This window comes from uncultured Eudoraea sp. (assembly GCF_947490415.1).
Classification (GTDB): domain Bacteria; phylum Bacteroidota; class Bacteroidia; order Flavobacteriales; family Flavobacteriaceae; genus Eudoraea.
In genome coordinates, this window is record NZ_CANLGX010000001.1 from 488,494 (window position 1) to 507,319 (window position 18,826).

The 18,826-nt window shown below is 37.1% G+C and carries 17 protein-coding genes; 11 read left to right on the forward strand and 6 right to left on the reverse strand.

What is annotated here, in order from left to right; translation table 11 throughout:
- Nucleotide 1 precedes the first annotated feature (1 nt).
- The 8 genes from Q0874_RS02120 to pheS all read left to right on the forward strand — a co-directional run bounded on the left by Q0874_RS02120 (nt 2) and on the right by pheS (nt 9,178).
- Nucleotides 2–853: a tetratricopeptide repeat protein gene (locus Q0874_RS02120; protein ID WP_299158783.1), complete on the forward strand. Its 852-nt coding sequence runs from the start codon at nt 2–4 to the stop codon at nt 851–853.
- A 65-nt stretch (nt 854–918) separates the two neighbouring features.
- The gene (locus tag Q0874_RS02125) at nt 919–2,640 is read left to right on the forward strand and encodes a BatD family protein (protein WP_299158785.1); all 1,722 of its coding nucleotides are present in this window, start codon (nt 919–921) and stop codon (nt 2,638–2,640) included.
- 2 nt (nt 2,641–2,642) lie between these two features.
- Nucleotides 2,643–3,401 carry a tetratricopeptide repeat protein gene (locus Q0874_RS02130; protein ID WP_299158788.1) on the forward strand — a complete coding sequence of 253 codons (759 nt, stop codon included), beginning with the start codon at nt 2,643–2,645 and terminating at the stop codon, nt 3,399–3,401.
- A 59-nt stretch (nt 3,402–3,460) separates the two neighbouring features.
- Nucleotides 3,461–3,772 carry a hypothetical protein gene (locus tag Q0874_RS02135; RefSeq protein WP_299158790.1) on the forward strand — a complete coding sequence of 104 codons (312 nt, stop codon included), beginning with the start codon at nt 3,461–3,463 and terminating at the stop codon, nt 3,770–3,772.
- 65 nt (nt 3,773–3,837) lie between these two features.
- Nucleotides 3,838–5,424, forward strand: coding sequence for a SulP family inorganic anion transporter (locus tag Q0874_RS02140; protein WP_299158792.1), 1,587 nt, complete (start codon nt 3,838–3,840; stop codon nt 5,422–5,424).
- Nucleotides 5,425–5,455: 31 nt separating this feature from the next.
- Nucleotides 5,456–6,082 (forward strand): carbonic anhydrase, encoded by a 627-nt coding sequence (locus Q0874_RS02145; protein ID WP_299158794.1) that lies wholly within the window; start codon nt 5,456–5,458, stop codon nt 6,080–6,082.
- Nucleotides 6,083–6,183: 101 nt separating this feature from the next.
- Nucleotides 6,184–8,085, forward strand: coding sequence for a SulP family inorganic anion transporter (locus Q0874_RS02150; protein WP_299158796.1), 1,902 nt, complete (start codon nt 6,184–6,186; stop codon nt 8,083–8,085).
- A 73-nt stretch (nt 8,086–8,158) separates the two neighbouring features.
- Nucleotides 8,159–9,178 carry a phenylalanine--tRNA ligase subunit alpha gene (pheS, locus tag Q0874_RS02155; RefSeq protein WP_299160085.1) on the forward strand — a complete coding sequence of 340 codons (1,020 nt, stop codon included), beginning with the start codon at nt 8,159–8,161 and terminating at the stop codon, nt 9,176–9,178.
- Nucleotides 9,179–9,205: 27 nt separating this feature from the next.
- Here the strand turns inward: pheS and Q0874_RS02160 are convergent, their stop codons facing one another.
- Nucleotides 9,206–9,679: a CYTH domain-containing protein gene (locus Q0874_RS02160; RefSeq protein ID WP_299158798.1), complete on the reverse strand. Its 474-nt coding sequence runs from the start codon at nt 9,677–9,679 to the stop codon at nt 9,206–9,208.
- Nucleotides 9,680–9,715: 36 nt separating this feature from the next.
- Complete coding sequence (locus Q0874_RS02165; protein WP_299158801.1) at nt 9,716–10,384, reverse strand: NAD-dependent epimerase/dehydratase family protein; 669 nt, start codon at nt 10,382–10,384, stop codon at nt 9,716–9,718.
- A 33-nt stretch (nt 10,385–10,417) separates the two neighbouring features.
- On the opposite strand from Q0874_RS02165, the gene dinB reads away from it, so the two are divergent.
- The 3 genes from dinB (at nt 10,418) to Q0874_RS02180 (ending at nt 14,777) form a co-directional block, all read left to right on the forward strand.
- A complete protein-coding gene (gene dinB, locus Q0874_RS02170) occupies nt 10,418–11,518 on the forward strand; it encodes a DNA polymerase IV (protein ID WP_299158804.1) in 1,101 nt (366 codons plus the stop codon).
- Between the two features lie 338 nt (nt 11,519–11,856).
- Nucleotides 11,857–14,193: an arylsulfatase gene (locus tag Q0874_RS02175; protein WP_299158807.1), complete on the forward strand. Its 2,337-nt coding sequence runs from the start codon at nt 11,857–11,859 to the stop codon at nt 14,191–14,193.
- Between the two features lie 62 nt (nt 14,194–14,255).
- Nucleotides 14,256–14,777: a PAS domain-containing protein gene (locus Q0874_RS02180; RefSeq protein WP_299158809.1), complete on the forward strand. Its 522-nt coding sequence runs from the start codon at nt 14,256–14,258 to the stop codon at nt 14,775–14,777.
- Nucleotides 14,778–14,808: 31 nt separating this feature from the next.
- Here Q0874_RS02180 and pyk read toward each other — a convergent pair whose 3' ends face one another.
- The 4 genes from pyk to fabF are packed head-to-tail and all read right to left on the reverse strand — an operon-like array spanning nt 14,809 to nt 18,753.
- Nucleotides 14,809–16,251 (reverse strand): pyruvate kinase, encoded by a 1,443-nt coding sequence (pyk, locus tag Q0874_RS02185; RefSeq protein ID WP_299158812.1) that lies wholly within the window; start codon nt 16,249–16,251, stop codon nt 14,809–14,811.
- 4 nt (nt 16,252–16,255) lie between these two features.
- The gene (locus Q0874_RS02190) at nt 16,256–16,711 is read right to left on the reverse strand and encodes an IPExxxVDY family protein (protein WP_299158814.1); all 456 of its coding nucleotides are present in this window, start codon (nt 16,709–16,711) and stop codon (nt 16,256–16,258) included.
- 39 nt (nt 16,712–16,750) lie between these two features.
- Complete coding sequence (gene rnc, locus Q0874_RS02195) at nt 16,751–17,494, reverse strand: ribonuclease III (protein ID WP_299158816.1); 744 nt, start codon at nt 17,492–17,494, stop codon at nt 16,751–16,753.
- A gap of 8 nt (nt 17,495–17,502) precedes the next feature.
- Nucleotides 17,503–18,753 (reverse strand): beta-ketoacyl-ACP synthase II, encoded by a 1,251-nt coding sequence (gene fabF / locus Q0874_RS02200; RefSeq protein WP_299158818.1) that lies wholly within the window; start codon nt 18,751–18,753, stop codon nt 17,503–17,505.
- Between the last annotated feature and the right edge of the window lie 73 nt (nt 18,754–18,826).

Sequence of the window (18,826 nt, forward strand, 5' to 3'; positions counted from 1 at the left end):
AATGAAAAAGATCGTTTTATTTACTTTTATAATAAGCACTGTCGTTTTTCCGCAAGACGATTTGAAAGACAAGGAAAAAGCACTTAAAGCCTCAACAGATATAACCTTTGAAGCAAATAAAGAATTAGCTGACAACGATTTTATTGATGCAGAAGTGAACTACAGAAGAGCCATTTCTAAAAGTAATGAGAACACGGCAGCCCCATATAATTTAGGAAATGCCTATTATAACAAAGAGAGTTTTTCTGAGGCTTTTGGGCGATTCAAGGAGGCGGGAGAATTGACATCCGAAAAACCTGTTAAGCATAAGGCGTTTCATAATATGGGTAATGTATTTATGAAAAACAAAGAATACGCCAAAGCAGTTGAAGCTTATAAGGAAGCGTTGCGTAATGATCCCTCTGATGAAGAAACCCGGTATAATCTGGCACTGGCTAAAGAACTCCTAAAAAAAGATAAGGAGAATCAGGATAAAAACGAGAATAAGGACAATCAGGATCAGGAGGAGCAAAAAGACAAAAACCAGGATCAACAAGACCAGGGAGATAACAAAGATGAGAACAAAGGCGATCCCAAAAACGAAGAAAACGACCAAGAGAGCAATGAAGGAGATAATGGTGAGGAGGAAAAAGAAGAAAATAAAAAAGGGGATGGGGATGAAAAAAAAGAAGAAAAAAAGCAGCCCGAGCAGGGAGATCAGCAACAGCAGAAACAACCCAGACCAAACCAATTATCTCAACAACAAATAAAAAATTTACTTGAGGCAATGCAAAATGAAGAGAAAAAAGTTAAGGAAAAAATGGATGCCCAGAAAGTTAAAGGTGTCAAAACAAAAAATGAGAAAGACTGGTGATATTTAATAAACTTAAATATTATATCATTTGTATATCTTTTCTATTACTGGCCAATAACCATGTAATGGCACAAGATAAAGAAGCTGTTACTTTTGAAGTAAAGCTCAGTAAAAGCAAATTGGGAATAAACGAGCGTTTGCGGGTAGATTTTGCCATGAACAAAGATGGAGACAATTTTACCCCTCCAGATTTTCAAGGCTTTAGAGTACTCATGGGGCCTTCTCAATCTATTAGTTCTTCATGGATAAATGGTGTCAGAAGCTATTCCAAAACATATTCTTATACCCTTGCACCTACTGCCCAGGGTAATTTTACTATTAAGCAGGCAACAATTACCATAGATGGAAAGGTATACAAATCCTTAGCAAAAAATGTAGAGGTTACGTCGGCGGTTGATAAACCAAATGATCAGATGTCTGTAGATGATATTGCTGATGATAATTTACATTTAGTTGCAGAAGTATCTAAAACTTCACCCTATCTCAATGAGGCTATAAGTGTTGTTTACAAATTATACGTAAGTCCTTCAATTAATGTTTCAAATTTTCGGCCGTTGGACAATCCTAAATACAATAACTTCTGGAGCCAGGATATGCCTTTTACAAGATACGATGTTCAAAATGGCACTTATGAGGGCAAGTCTTATCGTTTCGTAGTTCTTAAAAGAGTAGTGCTCTATCCCCAAAAGAGTGGTCAATTGACCATTGAGCCGCTTTCTTTAGATGTAACATTGGAAGTGCCTTCCAACAAGCGTGATTTTTTTGGTGGCAGAATATATACTCAAACAAATAAAACGGTCTCCGCTGGAAAGCGCGTGATAAATGTAAAACCCTTACCATCTGAAGGAAGACCGGCAGATTTTGGGGGTGCAGTTGGCAGTTTTGAGTTTTCTGTTTCAACCAGCAAAACAACATTAAATGCCTCAGAGTCCTTACAAGCCACAATTACGGTAAAAGGGAATGGTAATTTAAAACTGTTTCAATTACCCGAACCTTCGCTTCCCGGAGCTTTGGAAGTTTATGAACCCGAATTTAATGAAGAGGTGAGAACCACTCTATCAGGTATGAAGGGTAAGGTGAGCAATAATTATACGATAGTACCTTCATTCAGAGGTAAATATCCTATCCCTGGTATTACATTCAGTTATTTTGATCCGGAATTAGAGAGCTACAAATCAGTAACTTCAGATGAAATTATGATCAATGTACTGGAAGGGCCATTAGGATCAGGGGCAGTGGCAAGTGCCCCCACCTCAACAAACAAGCAGGCTGTTATTGGCTCAAATGATCAATTCAATTTTATTAAACTTAAGCCAAACTTAACTGTTATTGGCAAAAATTATTTTTTTGGTTCTACAAGGTTTTATTTTTGGTTGTTTTCACCCTTTTTGCTTATCCCAATTGCCGTGCTTTTTGGTAAAAGGCGGGAAGCTATTGCCAGCGATGTAGCTGGCAATAAAATTAAGAAAGCTAACAAACTTGCAAGGAAATATCTCTCTGAGGCCAAAAAGGCATTAGGTAACAAGGTTGCATTTTATATTGCACTTGAAAAAGCTTTACACAATTATCTGAAAGCCAAATTAAAAATAGAAACCTCGGAGTTCAGCAAGGACAAAATAGCTTCCCTATTATCTAAAAAACAAATAGACGAGACAACTATTCACGCTTTTGTAGATCTGCTCAAGAATTGTGAAATGGCTCGCTATAGCCCTTTTTCTGATGTACAAATGCAGCAGGATTACAATAAAGCCAGTGAAACAATTTCATCAATAGACAAAAAGCTTTAGCCATGAAGAAATTAATCATCTTATTATTGATGTTGCTTTCATTTACAGCTAATGCACAAAATGAAGCTCTTTTTAACAGAGCAACAACCTATTACAATGAAGGTGAATATGAAAAAGCATCTGAGAACTATTTTAAAATCATAGAGAACGGTGAGCATTCGGCAGCTGTTTACTATAATATAGGCAACTGTTACTACAAATTAAACCAGATAGCACCCAGCATTTACTATTATGAAAAGGCTTTGTTGCTCAAACCCAATGATAAGGAAATAAAGAATAATCTCGCATATGCTCAAAACATGACCTTAGATGCTTTTGAGCCACTTCCGGAGACAAGTCTATCAAAGTTATACAAAAACATCACCGGATTCCTCTCTTTCGATCAATGGTCCTATGCGGCCGTTTTTTTTGTATTCCTATTTGTCCTGGCCTATATTTTATTTTATTACTTAAGATACTCTACCCATAAGCGAATAGCTTTTATCGCCAGTATTACTTCCTTCTTTATTGCGGTTTTCTGCATAGTAATTGCATTAATTCAATTCCAGGATTTTGAAGCAGACATACCGGCCATTGTTTTTTCCGAAGAGCTAATAGTTAAATCTGAACCTAATAATAGAAGTTCACAAGCATTTATTTTACATGAAGGAACCAAAGTATATGTTCTGGATCAATTAGATGATTGGAAAAAAATAGAACTGAAAGATGGGAAAACAGGTTGGGTACCTTCAAATCAAATTAAATTGTTGAAAGATTTTTAATTTTTTTTAACAAATATATGATGTAGTTCCAAGTATATTTGTCTTCTAACCAATTTCAAATGATAAAACCTGCCGTTTTAGCTTTACTTATTTCCATTTGGCTTTTCGCGGTATTTGCACCCTCTGTGATATCATTGGTGAATAACGAGGATAATATTTTTATTTCTTTAAATTTAAATGAAGAGGAACAACAAGAACAGGTAAAGAAAGACGACAGCGAAGAAAAAATACTACTCGAAAATTGGCTGGCACAAATCCACTTATTGCAAAATGAAAGAATACTTTTTTCACACACATTGCAGATAAATTTTTCTTCTCATGCAATTGAAATTCCATTACCCCCACCGGAATTTTTAATCAAACAAGCATAAATCTATTTACAAATTAATTTCTAACCAACCTTTAATACTCTATTAAAGGCTATATATTTTTAGTTATGTTAAGATATTTGAAAAACGACATCCCCGCCAGTATTGTGGTTTTCTTTGTTGCACTTCCATTGTGTTTAGGAATTGCACTAGCCAGCGGCGCACCCTTATTTTCAGGATTAATAGCAGGTATTGTAGGAGGCATTATCGTTGGAGCTCTTAGTGGATCCCAGATAGGTGTGAGCGGACCTGCAGCCGGACTAGCGGCCATAGTTTTGACCGCAATTGGTGCATTAGGAGGATATGAAAACTTTTTAGTGGCTGTCGTATTAGGCGGTGCCATTCAAATCATATTCGGTATCCTTAAGGCCGGTATTATCGGCTATTATTTTCCATCTTCTGTTATTAAAGGAATGCTTACTGGTATTGGAATCATTATAATTCTAAAACAAATTCCTCACTTTTTTGGATACGATGCAGACCCCGAAGGTGATTTTGCGTTTTTTCAAATAGATGGAGAAAATACCTTTTCGGAGATATTTAATATTGTGAATTTTATAAGCCCGGGAGCTACAATGGTAGCTTTTCTTGCCCTTGGAATATTGGTTCTATGGGATAGTTTTCTTACCAAGAAAGCTAAAATTTTTCAACTAATTCAAGGGCCTTTGGTTGCTGTAGCCGTAGGGATACTATTTTATTATTTGTCAAAAGATAATGCCATATGGAACATCTCTTCGGATCATCTGGTTAGCGTACCCATCCCGGATACGGTTGAATCATTTTTGGGTCAGTTTAGTTTTCCTAATTTTCAGGTAATAGTTCGTCCGGAAATATGGATTACGGCGTTTACCATTGCTTTGGTTGCAAGCCTTGAAACCCTTTTATGTGTTGAAGCTACAGACAAGCTAGACCCTCGAAAAAGAGTAACTCCTACCAACAAAGAGCTTTTGGCTCAAGGGACCGGGAATATAATTTCAGGGCTTATTGGAGGTTTACCTATTACCCAGGTAATAGTGAGGAGTTCTGCCAATATACAATCTGGGGGAAGATCAAAAATGTCTGCAATAATTCATGGTTTCCTTCTATTGATCTCCGTAATTCTCATCCCTAGACTATTGAATATGATACCTCTCTCAGTTCTGGCAGCCATTTTATTTATTGTGGGCTATAAATTGGCAAAACCCGCGCTCTTTAAAAAAATGTATCAGCTGGGCTGGAAACAATTTGTCCCTTTTGTAGTTACGGTCCTAGGAATCATTTTTACCGACTTGCTTATTGGTATTGGTATGGGTTTAGGTGTTGGAATAGCCGTCATTCTACTTAAAAGTTATCAAAACTCCCATTTCCTGCATATTGAAGATAAAAGCAATGGTAAGCACAAAATAAAAATGACTTTAGCCGAAGAGGTCACTTTCTTTAATAAAGGAGCAATTCTCAAAGAACTTGATTCGCTTCCCAGCAATTCCTATCTTGAATTAGACGTTTCCAAGACCAGATATCTCGATAATGATATTATTGAAATTCTTGAGGAATTTACTGTAAAGGCTTTTAACAGAAACATCGATATTAAGCTAATTTCCGAAAGGGGAGTTGTTGAAAATCCAGATAGTTATATTGAATTTTTTAGGTTGAGACCAAAATTGGGAGAATTGTAATAACTTAAACAAAATTTTAAACAAAGAAAAAATGAACATAGATAAAGTTTTTGAAAACAATAAAAAGTGGATTACCGATAAGCTATCTGGCGACAAAGAATATTTTGAAGAATTAGGTAAGGGTCAAAGCCCGGAATTGTTATATATAGGTTGTTCAGACAGTAGGGTAACAGCAGAAGATTTAATGGGCCTGGGGCCTGGAGAAGTCTTTGTTCACAGAAATATCGCTAATATGGTAATCAGCATTGATTTAAATGCAATGTCTGTTATAAACTATGCGGTGGAACACCTTAAAGTGAATCATGTTGTCGTCTGCGGCCATTATGCATGTGGAGGAGTGAAAGCAGCAATGCAATCTGCAGATTTGGGTATTTTGAATCCCTGGCTAAGAAATATAAGAGATGTATATCGTATCCACAAGAAGGAACTCAATGCTATTGAAGATGAGGACAAAAAATATGATCGTTTAGTAGAACTAAATGTCCAGGAACAATGTGTTAACCTGATAAAAACGGCTGCAGTACAGAAAGCCTATCGCGATCGAAATCTAAAAGTACATGGTTGGGTATTTGATGTCCATACAGGTAGACTAATTGACTTAAAAATAGATTTCGAAGGTATTTTAAAGAATATTATGGAAATTTATCATTTGGATTAAATCATAATTACAGAAAGAAAAAGGGCCGGTGTAGTACACCGGCCCTTTTTCTTCATAAAATATTCTATCTTGTTAACCCGTACATATTCATATTCATAACTATGAAAACCCTGTTCTCAAATTTTAAAGGAGATCTTTTTGGCGGAATAACCGCAGGAATTGTAGCGCTCCCCTTGGCGCTGGCTTTTGGAGTTTCATCAGGATTGGGTCCTAGCGCAGGATTGTACGGTGCTATATTTATAAGTTTTTTTGCCGCTCTTTTTGGCGGTACAAGTACTCAGGTTTCTGGGCCAACTGCACCCATGACGGCTGTGAGTATGGTTGTAATTGCCGGGATTGTTGCAATCTACGATGGCAGCATTGAAAAAGCCTTGCCCGCTATTTTAGGTGTTTTCCTCCTGGCAGGACTCTTTCAAATTGGTTTGGGAATCCTTGGAATAGGCAGATATATAAGATATATACCTTATCCTGTTGTATCGGGTTTTATGACAGCTATTGGAGCAATAATTATCATTACCCAAATTCTTCCGGCCATTGGTTATTATCCCAAAGAAGATTCAGAATTTGTAGATCAGTTTAAGCCAGAAGCGGAAGAGTTAATTCTTGAGAATATTTTACGAGAGGAAGCGGGAGAGGGTATCCTGGTTCTTGAAGATTTTGAAGAAACTATCAACCGGTCTGGAGAAATTACCGAAAATGCGATTTTAGATGAAGCAAGGACGCTTGCTTCTTCTGAAGCTTCAGGGGTTTTAGGATCTATAAAAGTACTTTCCAAAGCAATAAATAATATTAATTGGCTTGAACTTATTCTTGCAATGAGCACCATTCTTATTATATACGGATTTAAAAAAATTACCACAATCATTCCAAGTACACTTGTAGCCCTGATAGTTGTGTCTGGAATTGCTTACGGATTTGATTTAGAATATAGATCTATAGAAAAAATACCGGAGGGATTTCCGATGCCTAAATTAGAGATTTTTACCAAATTTAAGCTTAACGCTATCACTCCCTACATTTTTACAGCTCTTACACTAGCCTTATTAGGTGCTATTGATTCGCTTTTAACTTCTGTTGTTGCTGATAATATGACTAAAACCAAACATAACCCTAACAAAGAACTGGTAGGACAGGGCATTGGTAATAGTATAGCCGCTATTTTCGGAGGTCTGCCGGGTGCTGGCGCAACAATCCGAACCGTAGTAAATATAAATTCCGGAGGGAAAACTAAATTGTCCGGAATGCTTGCAGGCATAATTTTATTGACGATTTTATTGGCAATTGGTCCTGTTGCTTCACAAATACCAGCTGCCGTTCTTGCAGGGATTCTTATCACCGTAGGAATAAGTGTTATGGATTATAAAGGCTTACGGGCAATTCCAAGCTTGCCAAAAGATATGAAATTGGGACCCTTACGACTTAGTTCTGAAGTTATGGTAATGTTGGTTGTATTGGTACTTTCCACATTCTGGAATCTGGTTTATGCTGTTGGCATAGGTCTTATCATTGCTTCTTTAATGTTTATGAAAAAAATTGGAGATCTTACCGCTCAACGGTCGGATGTTAAACCTTTACTTAAAGAAAAATCATGGGCAGATGAGAAGAACTTTCCTGAAAACCTAAAACAGGATGTTTTTATTAAACATCTAAAGGGTCCACTTTTTTTCGGAACTACGAGTGATTTTCTGCGGCTGGCGGAGCAAATTCCCAAAACAGCCAGGATAGTTATCTTACGACTTGGCCGGATGCAATATATGGACCAATCGGGACTTTATGCAATGGAAGAAGTACTGCAAGAATTGAGGAAGAATGATATCATGCCTCTTTTTGTAAATATTTTGGACCAGCCAAAATATATGATGGAGCGGATAGACATTATTCCAGATCTTGTTCCTAAGGAACATATTTTTAAAAAGTTTGATGAATGTGTTAAATGGATAGAGCAATGGGATATGGTTGACAAAGTAAAGAAAGATGGTTTTATCATAAATATGCCGCCTTGATAGATAATTATTATAAATTTGCCTTTTCTATTGCCTTTTGCTATGATTAGAAGGCTATTTATTAAAAATGATGATGATAGACCAGCTGAAAAAGCACCTTACCGAAGTAAATGACTTCTCTTCAGATAATGCTCAGGAAATTGAGGCTTTCCGAATTCAATATCTGGGAAAAAAGGGTCTCTTGAATCATTTCTTTTCCGAATTCAAAAATATCCCTGCCGAGGACAAAAAAGAATTTGGTCAAACCATTAACGAACTTAAAAGTAAGGCAACTGAAAAGGTAAATACCCTTAAAAAAGCCATTGAACTTGGAAGCCAGGAAAAAAGGATATATAATGATCTTACAAGACCTTCCGAGCCTATGGAACTCGGAGTGCGCCATCCTATTTCCATAGTAAAAAACCAAATCATAGATATTTTTTCCAGAATAGGTTTTAATGTTTCCGAGGGTCCTGAAATTGAAGATGACTGGCATAACTTCACTGCTTTAAACTTGCCGGAACACCATCCCGCCAGAGATATGCAGGACACCTTTTTTATTCAAACTAATCCAGACGTGCTCTTGCGTACCCATACGTCTTCTGTTCAGGTGCGGTATATGGAAAACAACAAGCCACCAATCCGAACTATCTCTCCAGGCAGAGTATATAGAAATGAGGCAATTTCTGCCAGGTCGCATTGTTTTTTTCATCAGGTAGAAGGACTCTATATCGATAAGAAAGTATCCTTTGCAGATCTAAAGCAAACACTGCAGTTTTTTACCACAGAGCTTTTTGGGAAGTCCAAAATCAGGCTTCGTCCATCGTATTTTCCGTTCACAGAGCCTAGTGCTGAGGTAGATGTCTATTGGGGACTGGAAACAGAAACAGACTACAAGATGACTAAAGGAACTGGCTGGTTGGAAATAATGGGATGCGGTATGGTAGATCCGAATGTCTTAGATAATTGTGGGATTGATAGTAAAACCTATTCTGGTTTTGCTTTTGGAATGGGTATAGATCGCATCGCTTTGCTGCTTCATCAAATTTCAGATATCCGCTTGCTCAGTGAAAATGACGTAAGATTCCTAGAACAGTTTAAAAGTGCTTTTTAGATTGAGTCCTGTTTAATAATTTTCATTTCACACTTTCCATTCTTTAAAAGGGCTTTTGCTTAACTGAGAGTTGTAATATTTGATATCCCCTGTTACCTCTAATCCAACCCAGGACGGCACTTCAATATTGTCCTCTTCTTTTTCAAATTCAATTTCTGCTATCACCAACCCCTGGTTTGAACCAAGAAATTCATCTACTTCAATTATATGGGTTCCTGTTCTCACAAAATAGCGGATTTTCTCCAAAATTTCTTTTTCACATAGCTCTAAAAGTAGCTTAGCCTCCGGGGTTGGTATCTCTTTTTCCCATTCAAATCTGGTAGTGCCTGCAGAATTTGATCTGCCCTTCACAGTCAAAAAGGCTTTATCATCTGCTATTCTTATTCGCACTACTCTATCCGGATGTGAATTTAAAAACCCCTGAACAATATGTGACTTGGAAAAGGCTAAAGATCTATAATCCTTTGAATTCACCAGATACTTTCTTTCTATTTCTATCATATTTGTTCAAACTTAAGCTTTAGATGTGGATAACTCTTAAGTTTCAATTTCTCCCAACTTTACGATCTCATCAGAAGGAATTTTAACTCTTTTATATGAATTATTTGCCAGCCATACCATACAACGGGCTATTGTTTGAGGATATATAGATCTGTATTTCCTAAATGGTCCTACTAAAATAGCATTCAAAATAAGAAAGGCTTTCTTTGCAAGCCATTCCCCGGGCCTTTTCTCCTCCCTATAACCCCCAATAAGTGATGGCTGTAAAATATGAATTTTTGGAATTTTCTTAGAAACCACAGCATTTTCCATTTGCCCCTTTAGTTTATTATAAAAAACATTGCTTTCAGCGTTTGCTCCTAATGCAGAAATTACAACAAATGTTCTTATTTTGTTTTTTTTACACAATTCTGCAGCGCTGACAGGAATGCCGTAGTCAATTTTTTTATAAAGGTCTTTATCCGGGGTTTTAGCCTTGGTAGTTCCTATACAGCAAAAAACTTCATCTGCCAGGAAATCACTCTCGTAATCGGATAATTCTAGCAGGTCAATCAAGTGCTCCTGCAGCTTTTCATCCTTTATTCCAACTGTTTTCCTCGAAAATAATTTTATTTTCTTATACCGCTCGTCATTTAGAAGCATGTGCAATAGAATGCTTCCGCATAAGCCGGTAGCTCCTAATATAATTGCTGTTTTTTGTCCCATTTCAATTAGACTAAATATACCTTAAATTTGAATATGCACAATGATTTCCCTTTACGAAAAATAATACATGTAGACATGGATGCATTTTATGCCTCGGTTGAGCAATTGGATAATAGTGAGCTTAGGGGTAAGCCAGTTGCAGTGGGTGGGAGTGAAAAAAGAGGGGTGGTATCTGCTGCAAGCTACGAGGCTCGAAAATATGGGGTGAAAAGTGCGATGAGCGGATATTTGGCAAGGCAAAATTGTCCGCATATTATATTTGTAAAACCACGATTTTACAGATACAAAGAGGTATCGCAACAAATTCGTGAAATCTTCCTGGACTATACGGATTTGGTGGAGCCACTTTCATTGGATGAAGCTTATCTGGATGTTACGATGAATAAAAAGGGTAACCCTTCCGCCACCCTAATTGCCCAGGAAATAAGGCAGAGAATTTTTAATGAATTAGGCTTAACCGCTTCGGCAGGAATATCTATTAACAAATTTGTAGCCAAAATTGCCAGCGACTATAACAAACCCAATGGACAAAAAACAGTAAATCCTGAGGAAGTATTTCAATTCCTCGAGGATCTAGAAATAAGAAAGTTTTACGGTGTTGGCAAAGTCACTGCTGATAAAATGTATAAACTGGGTATTTTCACTGGGAAAGATTTGAAAAGCAAATCACTGGAATTTTTGGAAGAACATTTCGGAAAGAGCGGAGCTCATTATTACCATGTAGTAAGAGGTATTCATGATAGTGCTGTCAAGGCGGAACGGATTCCTAAATCCGTAGGTGCCGAACGAACTTTTAGTGAAAACCTTAGTAGTGAGATTTTCATGTTAGAACGATTAGATCATATTGCCAAGGAACTGGAAGACAGGTTAAAGAAATCGGAAATAGCAGGTAAAACAATAACCTTAAAGATAAAATATAGTGATTTTAGTCTCCAAACACGAAGCAAAACTTTACCCTATTTCGTAGCAGGTAAAGATCTAATATTAGAAACCGCCAAAGAGTTATTATATCAGGAAAAAATGGAAAATTCGGTTCGCTTATTGGGTATTTCGCTTGCTAATTTGAATACGGACATCAGGGAAACGGATAAGATGAAAGATGTTGTAACAGTTCAACTCAGGTTTGATTTCTAATTTACCACCTAATTTCTTCTTATTTATCCTGTCAAAAATCCCCTTTTTAAAGAACATACTTTATCATTAATTAGCAGTCTTACCAATAGAAAATAAAAAAAATTTGTTTATAGTTAAGAAATAAAAATAGCCCTGTTCGCTTCAATTATTAAACAAAACTGTTAATAAGCACTGTAAATTTTACCACTCAAATATCTTTTAGTACTCTTGATGTAAATTGCTATAAAAAAGAACACCTTTTTTAATGGTCTTCCTGGCTTATTATTTAAACATGCCAGGAATTCTTTAATTATGTTTTTAATTTTTAAACAATGATTAGAAATGAAAATAACTATAAAATGAAAATAAAACTGAACCTAATTTTATTCGTACCCATTCTTTTCTTCCTTATAGGGTGTAGCGAATCGCAACAAAATTCTGAATCCGAAAAAGAATCTCAAGTTGAGTTCAAAGGAAAAATTGCCAAAACATATGAAGAATCTGTTGAAGCTTGGCCTGAGAAAAAAAGACCTCCGAAAGATGCCCCTAACGTTATCATCTTCTTGCTAGATGATGTCGGTTTTGCGCAAGTTGGAAGTTTCGGTGGATTAATTGAAACACCAAACATTGATCAATTAGCTGATAACGGATTACGTTATAATAATTTTCACACCACCGCATTATGTTCCCCATCCAGAGCTACACTCATGGCAGGTAGAAATCCTCATATGATTGGGTTGGGTAGTCATGCACTTACAGCCATGGGATTTCCCGGCTATAACGCGATTGTGCCTCCATCTGCTAAATCAGTTGCAAATTATCTTGAAGAGGAAGGTTATGTAAATTATGCACTTGGGAAATGGGATCATACTCCTTTATATGAAGTTTCGCAAGTGGGCCCATTTGATCGTTGGCCAAGTGATGAAGGATTTGCGCATGCTTATACTTTTATGGCTGCAGATGTTCATCAATTTATACCAGTGATGTGGGACGATCATCATCCTGAGCCATACAGAAAAGCCGATCACCTTGATAAGGATTTAGCTGATAGGGCTATAGAATGGATAACCGGTCATAAGTCATTGGACAAGGATCTACCGTTTATGATGCTATGGGCTTCTGGATCAATGCATTCACCTCACCATGCTCCGGATGAATATATTGCCAAGTATAAAGGCAAATTTGACATGGGTTGGGATAAAGCCAGGGAAATGATTCTTGAAAATCAGAAAAAGTTGGGTGTCGCCCCTGGAAATACAAAGCTCTCCGCCAGAATAGCAGAAATTCCAGCTTGGGATTCTTTAAATGATGATGAAAAAAAAATGTATGCTAAGCAAATGGAAGTTTTTGCAGCTCAAATGGATCATGTGGATCATCAGATTGGTAGGGTAATTGAGACCCTAAAGAGAATCGGAGAATTTGATAATACCTTGATTATGGTCACTGCAGATAATGGAGCTTCGGGAGAAGGTGGACTTGCAGGTACATTTAATGAAACCTATGTCTTAAATGGAATGCAAACCCCTTTTGATGCTAATATGAGGAATTATGATAATTGGGGACAATGGGATAGTTATCCACATTATCATGCTGGTTGGGCAATGGCAGGAAACACTCCATTTCCGTATTTTAAACAATCAGAACACAGAGGAGGCCAACAAGATGCGTTAGTGGTTCACTGGCCGAACGGAATAAAGTCAAAAGGAGAAGTCAGAAGCCAATATCATCATATCAGTGACATTGCGCCTACCATTATGGAGGCAGTTGGAGTTGAAAGACCAGATGAATACCATGGAATAGAACAACAACCCTTCACTGGTGTATCTATGAATTACTCTTTTGATAATGCTGATGCACCAAATGCTAAAAAGCGCCAGTATTACGAAATGTTTGGCAACAGAGCCATATGGGTAGATGGATGGAAAGCTGTTACCTTGCATGCTAATAGAATGCCATGGGATGTTAACTTAGTTGCGCCATTTGAAGATGATGTGTGGGAGCTATATCACGTCGCAGAGGATTTTTCTGAAAGCAAGGATCTTGCGGAAGAATTTCCAGAAAAATTAGAAGAGCTTAAGAAAATATTCGAGGAAGAAGCATGGGCAAATCAAGTTTACCCCATGTATGACGATATGCTGGCGAGATTAAATGCAGTTAACTATGTTCTTTTTGGGGATAAGAAGGAGTTCACCTATTATGCTCCCGGAGCCGTCCGCATAGCGGAAAAAGCATCTGTTCCTGTTAAAGGCAGATCACATAAAATTGAAACCACCATCGACCTAAAAGGAGATGAAAAGGGCGTAATTGTTGCCTGTGGTGGTATGACCGGTGGATATACTATGTACATAAAGGGTGGCAAGCTACACTTTGATTATAACTTCCTGGACGGTGTACATTATCATTTAACATCTCCTAAATTACCGACAGGGCAAACCGATCTGAAATTCAATTTTATTCTTGACAGATCAAAGATAGATGGAACACTTAAACCTTGGTCAGGAACAGGTGAACTCTATGTGAATGGTGAAAAAGTTGATGAGGATTATTTTGAAATGATGCATATATCCACCTATTCGCTTGCTGAAACATTTGATGTCGGAATGGATTCCGGGACACAAGTTGACAAGGATTATGAAGGTGATCCTTTTACGTTTACAGGAATTTTGGATCGAGTAATCATAACACTGACCGACTAATCACTATTTACAACATTGTCTAGAGGGCATTATTATGCCCTTTAGACTAACAGATAGAGTATATGAAAGAACTAAACAATTATGACAGAGCAGCGTCTAAGTTCTATACCAATAAAAAGCTAAATAGCTTTCCAATATCTTCCTGGGATCATTCAGGGCCTAATTTTGATCAGATTTGCAGAGATTTTGATGATCTTAGATTTCTAAAAAACCTTGCTCAAGCTAACCGTTGGTCATACAGGAACTCTTTTAATGAGGAACTCTTAGATAAAGAAGAAGTTATCCTTGTAACAGATCCTGAATTAAAAATTGTCTATGCCACGAATAATGTTTTTAATATGAACGGTTATACCCTAAATGAGATTAAGGGTAAAACTCCGAGAATTTTTCAGGGTGAAGAGACCAGCAGGGAAGTTAGCGCAACCATAGGAAAAGCTGTTAAAAACAAGAAGCCTTTTGAAGCAATAGTAGTTAATTACAGAAGAGATGGCTCAACTTACAACTGTTGGATTAAAGGCGAACCCATTTTCAACAAAAAGGGTAAGATTGTAAACTTTATTGCTTTCGAGCGAGAAGTGGCTTAAAATATTCTAATAAATTATTCTGAAAATAGGTCTAGAAGCTACATGTTTCAATTTCTGTAACCCTTAGAGTATTTACCATACCCTTGCTCTTTATTGGCATTGCAGCCAAACTTATAAGCATATCACCGACGTCTAAAAAACCTTTTTTACAAGCAATGCTGTTTACATCTTCAATGGTCTCGTCTGTTGAAACAAATTTATCATAATAAAATGTTTTAACTCCCCAAAGCAGGTTTAGCTGGGTTAATATTCGTCTGTTAGAGGTAAATACCAATATATGAGCACTTGGTCGCCATGCTGAAATTTGGAAAGCTGTATAACCACTGTTGGTCAGTGTAGATATGGCTTTTGCTTTAATTTCATTCGCCATAATGGCCGCATGATAACAAACAGATTTGGTAATATACCTTTTTGTGCGAATATGTGGTGGTTCCTGAGGAACTTGAATTAAATCAGATCCTTCAACACTATGCAGGATACTGGCCATTTTTTGTATAACTTCAACCGGATAATTTCCTACAGAAGTCTCCCCCGAAAGCATTACCGCATCTGCCCCATCCATTACAGAGTTTGCCACATCATTAACCTCAGCCCTTGTAGGCGTAAGGGAGGTAATCATAGTTTCCATCATTTGAGTGGCGATAATTACAGGAATCCTTGCTCTTTTCGCTCTCAGCACCAATTTCTTCTGGATAAGTGGCACTTCCTGAGCGGGAACTTCCACTCCTAAGTCTCCTCGTGCAACCATAATCCCATCACAATAAGAAACAATTTTGTCAATATTTTTTACTGCTTCTGGTTTTTCAATCTTTGCAATAATTGGAATCTTGTATTTAGAGTGTTCTCTGATTAAGTTTTGAAGGTCAATAAGATCCTGACTAAATCTTACAAAAGACAAGGCAATCCAATCTACATCGAGAGATATTGCGAAAATAGCATCTTCAATATCCTTTTCAGTAAGAGCAGGTAAGCTAATGTTTGTGTTTGGCAGGTTTACTCCTTTTTTCGATTTCAATGGACCTCCCTGAATTACTTTCGCCTTTACCTCATTCTCCCTATTCGTGGTAAGGACTTCAAACATCAGTTTTCCGTCGTCTAGCAAAATACGCTCCCCAGGGTTTACATCTTTTGGAAAGCTCGAATAATTCATATAAACTTTTTCGGCATTTCCTTCAAATGGTTCACCAGTTACAAAAGTAATTTCGTCTCCTGGTACGACAATAACTTCACCCCCCATAACCCCAACTCTTAATTTCGGGCCTTGTAAGTCGGCAAGAATGGCCGTATACATTCCCAATTCCTCGTTAAGTGAACGAATCATTTCAACGCGCTGGGAAACATCTTCATAATCTGCATGGGAAAAATTAATTCTAAAGACATCCACTCCGGATACTATCATCTCCTTTAGGACCTCTCTTTTACTCGTTGCCGGCCCCAAGGTGGCTACAATTTTTGTCTTTTTTGTATTAGGCATACTGCTATATAATTAAGTTTTGCTTGGATTTTAGATTATTGGTTTCAATTTGGTATGCAGTAATTATCTTGGGTATTTCAAGAATAGTATCCAGCATATCACTATCTATTTCATCTTCTTCCTGCTCAATTTTTAATAAATAATCAACATCCTTGTATTCCGGTATTACGTGATAAACGGTAGAGGATGTTTCATTGCTAAAAAGATCATGAAATTCCAAATATTCCTCCTTAATACTGGTATTAACAATTAAAGTCCAATACCTTTCATTTAGTTTATCTTTCCATTCATAAATAGGAAAGGAGGTTTCATTCGATATATCAAGATCTGTCTTCGATCTTATTAAACTTATTTTAAGTGTCCTATTTAATGTATAGGCTAAAGCATAATCTTCCAAATCACTATGTAATGCAATGAGTACATAATTTTCTTCACAAAAATCATCAGAAAATTTATGCATTGTGATCATTTCTTCGAGTAAACTGTAAATATAAGATTATTATATCTGTATCTTCCCCATTTTATCCTGCAGCGCAAAAAATGCTCTTTTAGATGCTTTTTCTTCAGCTTTCTTTTTTGAAGTAGCCCTTGCCTTAGCCATTACTCTTTCATCTATTGAAAGTTTCACCGCAAAATGCTTTAGAGGATCTTTACCGGTATCCTCATATACCTTGTAATTGAATTCCTTTTTCTGCTTTTGGCACCATTCAATAACCAGGCTTTTATAACTAATTACTTGTCCTTCCAGCTGTTCAATATCTACATACGGCTCTATTACCCGATCGTTAATGAACTTTTCGCAATATTTATAACCCCTGTCTAAATAAATTGCCCCTACCAGAGCTTCAAAAACATTTCCATGTATATTATCGCCAAAATGTGATTTGGGGATTCTACTTTCTACATATGATATAAGATTTAAATCTTTCCCCAATTCATTTAAATGTTTTCTGCTCACTATTTTAGAGCGCATTTTAGTTAAGTACCCTTCATCCCCATTGGGAACTTCATTATATAAGTATCGGGAAATAATAGTCCCTAACATAGAATCGCCAAGAAATTCAAGTCTTTCATAATTCAATGGAAGGCCATTTTTATCTTTTTTATTAGCAGATCTATGAAGAAAGGCTTTTTTGTAAACACTTAGTTTTTTGGGTTTAAATCCTAATATCTTTGAAATCCCTAAAAAAAAATCCCCATCCTCTTTAGAATGGGAATTAAATATATTTGAAGGAAAGTTCATCTTGCTTTTTAGCTATATTTCTTGAATACCACACACGCATTGTGTCCGCCAAAACCAAAAGTGTTGCTCATTGCCACATTAACCTCCCTTTTCTGGGCTTTGTTAAGCGTTAAATTTAACTTTGGGTCTATATTTTCGTCTACCACAGAATGATTTATAGTCGGTGGAACCAAGCTATACTTCATTGCTAAAATTGAAGCTATTGCTTCAATCGCACCAGCAGCACCCAATAAATGTCCTGTCATTGATTTAGTAGAATTAATATTTATATTCGGAGCATGATCACCAAAAACCTGGCTAATTGCTTTTAATTCAGCAACATCTCCCAACGGGGTAGCTGTTCCGTGTGTATTTATGGCATCAACATCTTCTGGTCTAAGATTCGCATCGCGTAAACAATTTTCCATTACCCTTACAACGCCAATACCTTCAGGATGTGGCGCGGTCATGTGATATGCGTCACTGGATAATCCTCCTCCAACTAATTCTGCATATATTTTGGCTCCTCTCGCTTTTGCATGTTCCAATTCCTCCAGAATTAATGCCCCGGCTCCTTCGCCAAGAACAAATCCATCTCTGGTTGCATCGAAGGGTCTAGAAGCTGTTCCCGGGCTATCGTTGCGGGTTGACAGAGCATGCATGGCATTAAAACCTCCCATCCCTGCAATCGCCACTGCTGCCTCGCTTCCTCCTGAGACAACAATATCACAATAACCCAATCTTATATAATTTAATGCATCAATCATAGCGTTGGCAGAAGATGCACATGCTGAGACTGTGGTGTAGTTAGGTCCCATAAAACCGTGCTTAATTGAGATATTGCCCGGGGCAATGTCTGCAATCATTTTAGGAATAAAAAAAGGATTGAACCTTGGTGTTCCGTCTCCGGCAGCGAAATTTAATACCTCATTTTGAAAGGTTTCCAAGCCACCAATTCCAGCGCCCCAGATAACGCCTACTCTAAATTTATCTATTTTTTCTAAATCTAATCCTGAATCTATAATAGCTTCATCTGAAGAAATTAAGGCATATTGAGCAAACTTATCTAATTTCCGCGCCTCTTTTCTATCAAAGTAGTTTTGAGCATCAAAATTTTTTAACTCGCAGGCAAATTTAGTTTTGAATTTTTCAGTATCGAAATAGGTAATAGGTGCCGATCCGCTTTTGCCTTCCTTTAAGCCTTGCCAGTATTGTTCAATGTTATTGCCAATAGGTGTTAAGGCACCAAGTCCAGTAACCACAACTCTTTTTAATTGCATTTAACCCAATTTTAAATTGATGTCTAACCCAAGCGTAAATTAAAAAAAATTATCCATGCAGCACGATTACCGC

Excerpts from the sequence above, each read along its gene's own strand:
- Q0874_RS02120 (WP_299158783.1), top strand. The coding sequence starts at position 2 with ATGAAAAAGATCGTTTTATTTACTTTTATAATAAGCACTGTCGTTTTT.
- Q0874_RS02125 (WP_299158785.1), top strand. The coding sequence starts at position 919 with ATGGCACAAGATAAAGAAGCTGTTACTTTTGAAGTAAAGCTCAGTAAA.
- Q0874_RS02130 (WP_299158788.1), top strand. The coding sequence starts at position 2,643 with ATGAAGAAATTAATCATCTTATTATTGATGTTGCTTTCATTTACAGCT.
- Q0874_RS02135 (WP_299158790.1), top strand. The coding sequence starts at position 3,461 with ATGATAAAACCTGCCGTTTTAGCTTTACTTATTTCCATTTGGCTTTTC.
- Q0874_RS02140 (WP_299158792.1), top strand. The coding sequence starts at position 3,838 with ATGTTAAGATATTTGAAAAACGACATCCCCGCCAGTATTGTGGTTTTC.
- Q0874_RS02145 (WP_299158794.1), top strand. The coding sequence starts at position 5,456 with ATGAACATAGATAAAGTTTTTGAAAACAATAAAAAGTGGATTACCGAT.
- Q0874_RS02150 (WP_299158796.1), top strand. The coding sequence starts at position 6,184 with ATGAAAACCCTGTTCTCAAATTTTAAAGGAGATCTTTTTGGCGGAATA.
- pheS (WP_299160085.1), top strand. The coding sequence starts at position 8,159 with ATGATAGACCAGCTGAAAAAGCACCTTACCGAAGTAAATGACTTCTCT.
- Q0874_RS02160 (WP_299158798.1), bottom strand. The coding sequence starts at position 9,679 with ATGATAGAAATAGAAAGAAAGTATCTGGTGAATTCAAAGGATTATAGA.
- Q0874_RS02165 (WP_299158801.1), bottom strand. The coding sequence starts at position 10,384 with ATGGGACAAAAAACAGCAATTATATTAGGAGCTACCGGCTTATGCGGA.
- dinB (WP_299158804.1), top strand. The coding sequence starts at position 10,418 with ATGCACAATGATTTCCCTTTACGAAAAATAATACATGTAGACATGGAT.
- Q0874_RS02175 (WP_299158807.1), top strand. The coding sequence starts at position 11,857 with ATGAAAATAAAACTGAACCTAATTTTATTCGTACCCATTCTTTTCTTC.
- Q0874_RS02180 (WP_299158809.1), top strand. The coding sequence starts at position 14,256 with ATGAAAGAACTAAACAATTATGACAGAGCAGCGTCTAAGTTCTATACC.
- pyk (WP_299158812.1), bottom strand. The coding sequence starts at position 16,251 with ATGCCTAATACAAAAAAGACAAAAATTGTAGCCACCTTGGGGCCGGCA.
- Q0874_RS02190 (WP_299158814.1), bottom strand. The coding sequence starts at position 16,711 with ATGCATAAATTTTCTGATGATTTTTGTGAAGAAAATTATGTACTCATT.
- rnc (WP_299158816.1), bottom strand. The coding sequence starts at position 17,494 with ATGAACTTTCCTTCAAATATATTTAATTCCCATTCTAAAGAGGATGGG.
- fabF (WP_299158818.1), bottom strand. The coding sequence starts at position 18,753 with ATGCAATTAAAAAGAGTTGTGGTTACTGGACTTGGTGCCTTAACACCT.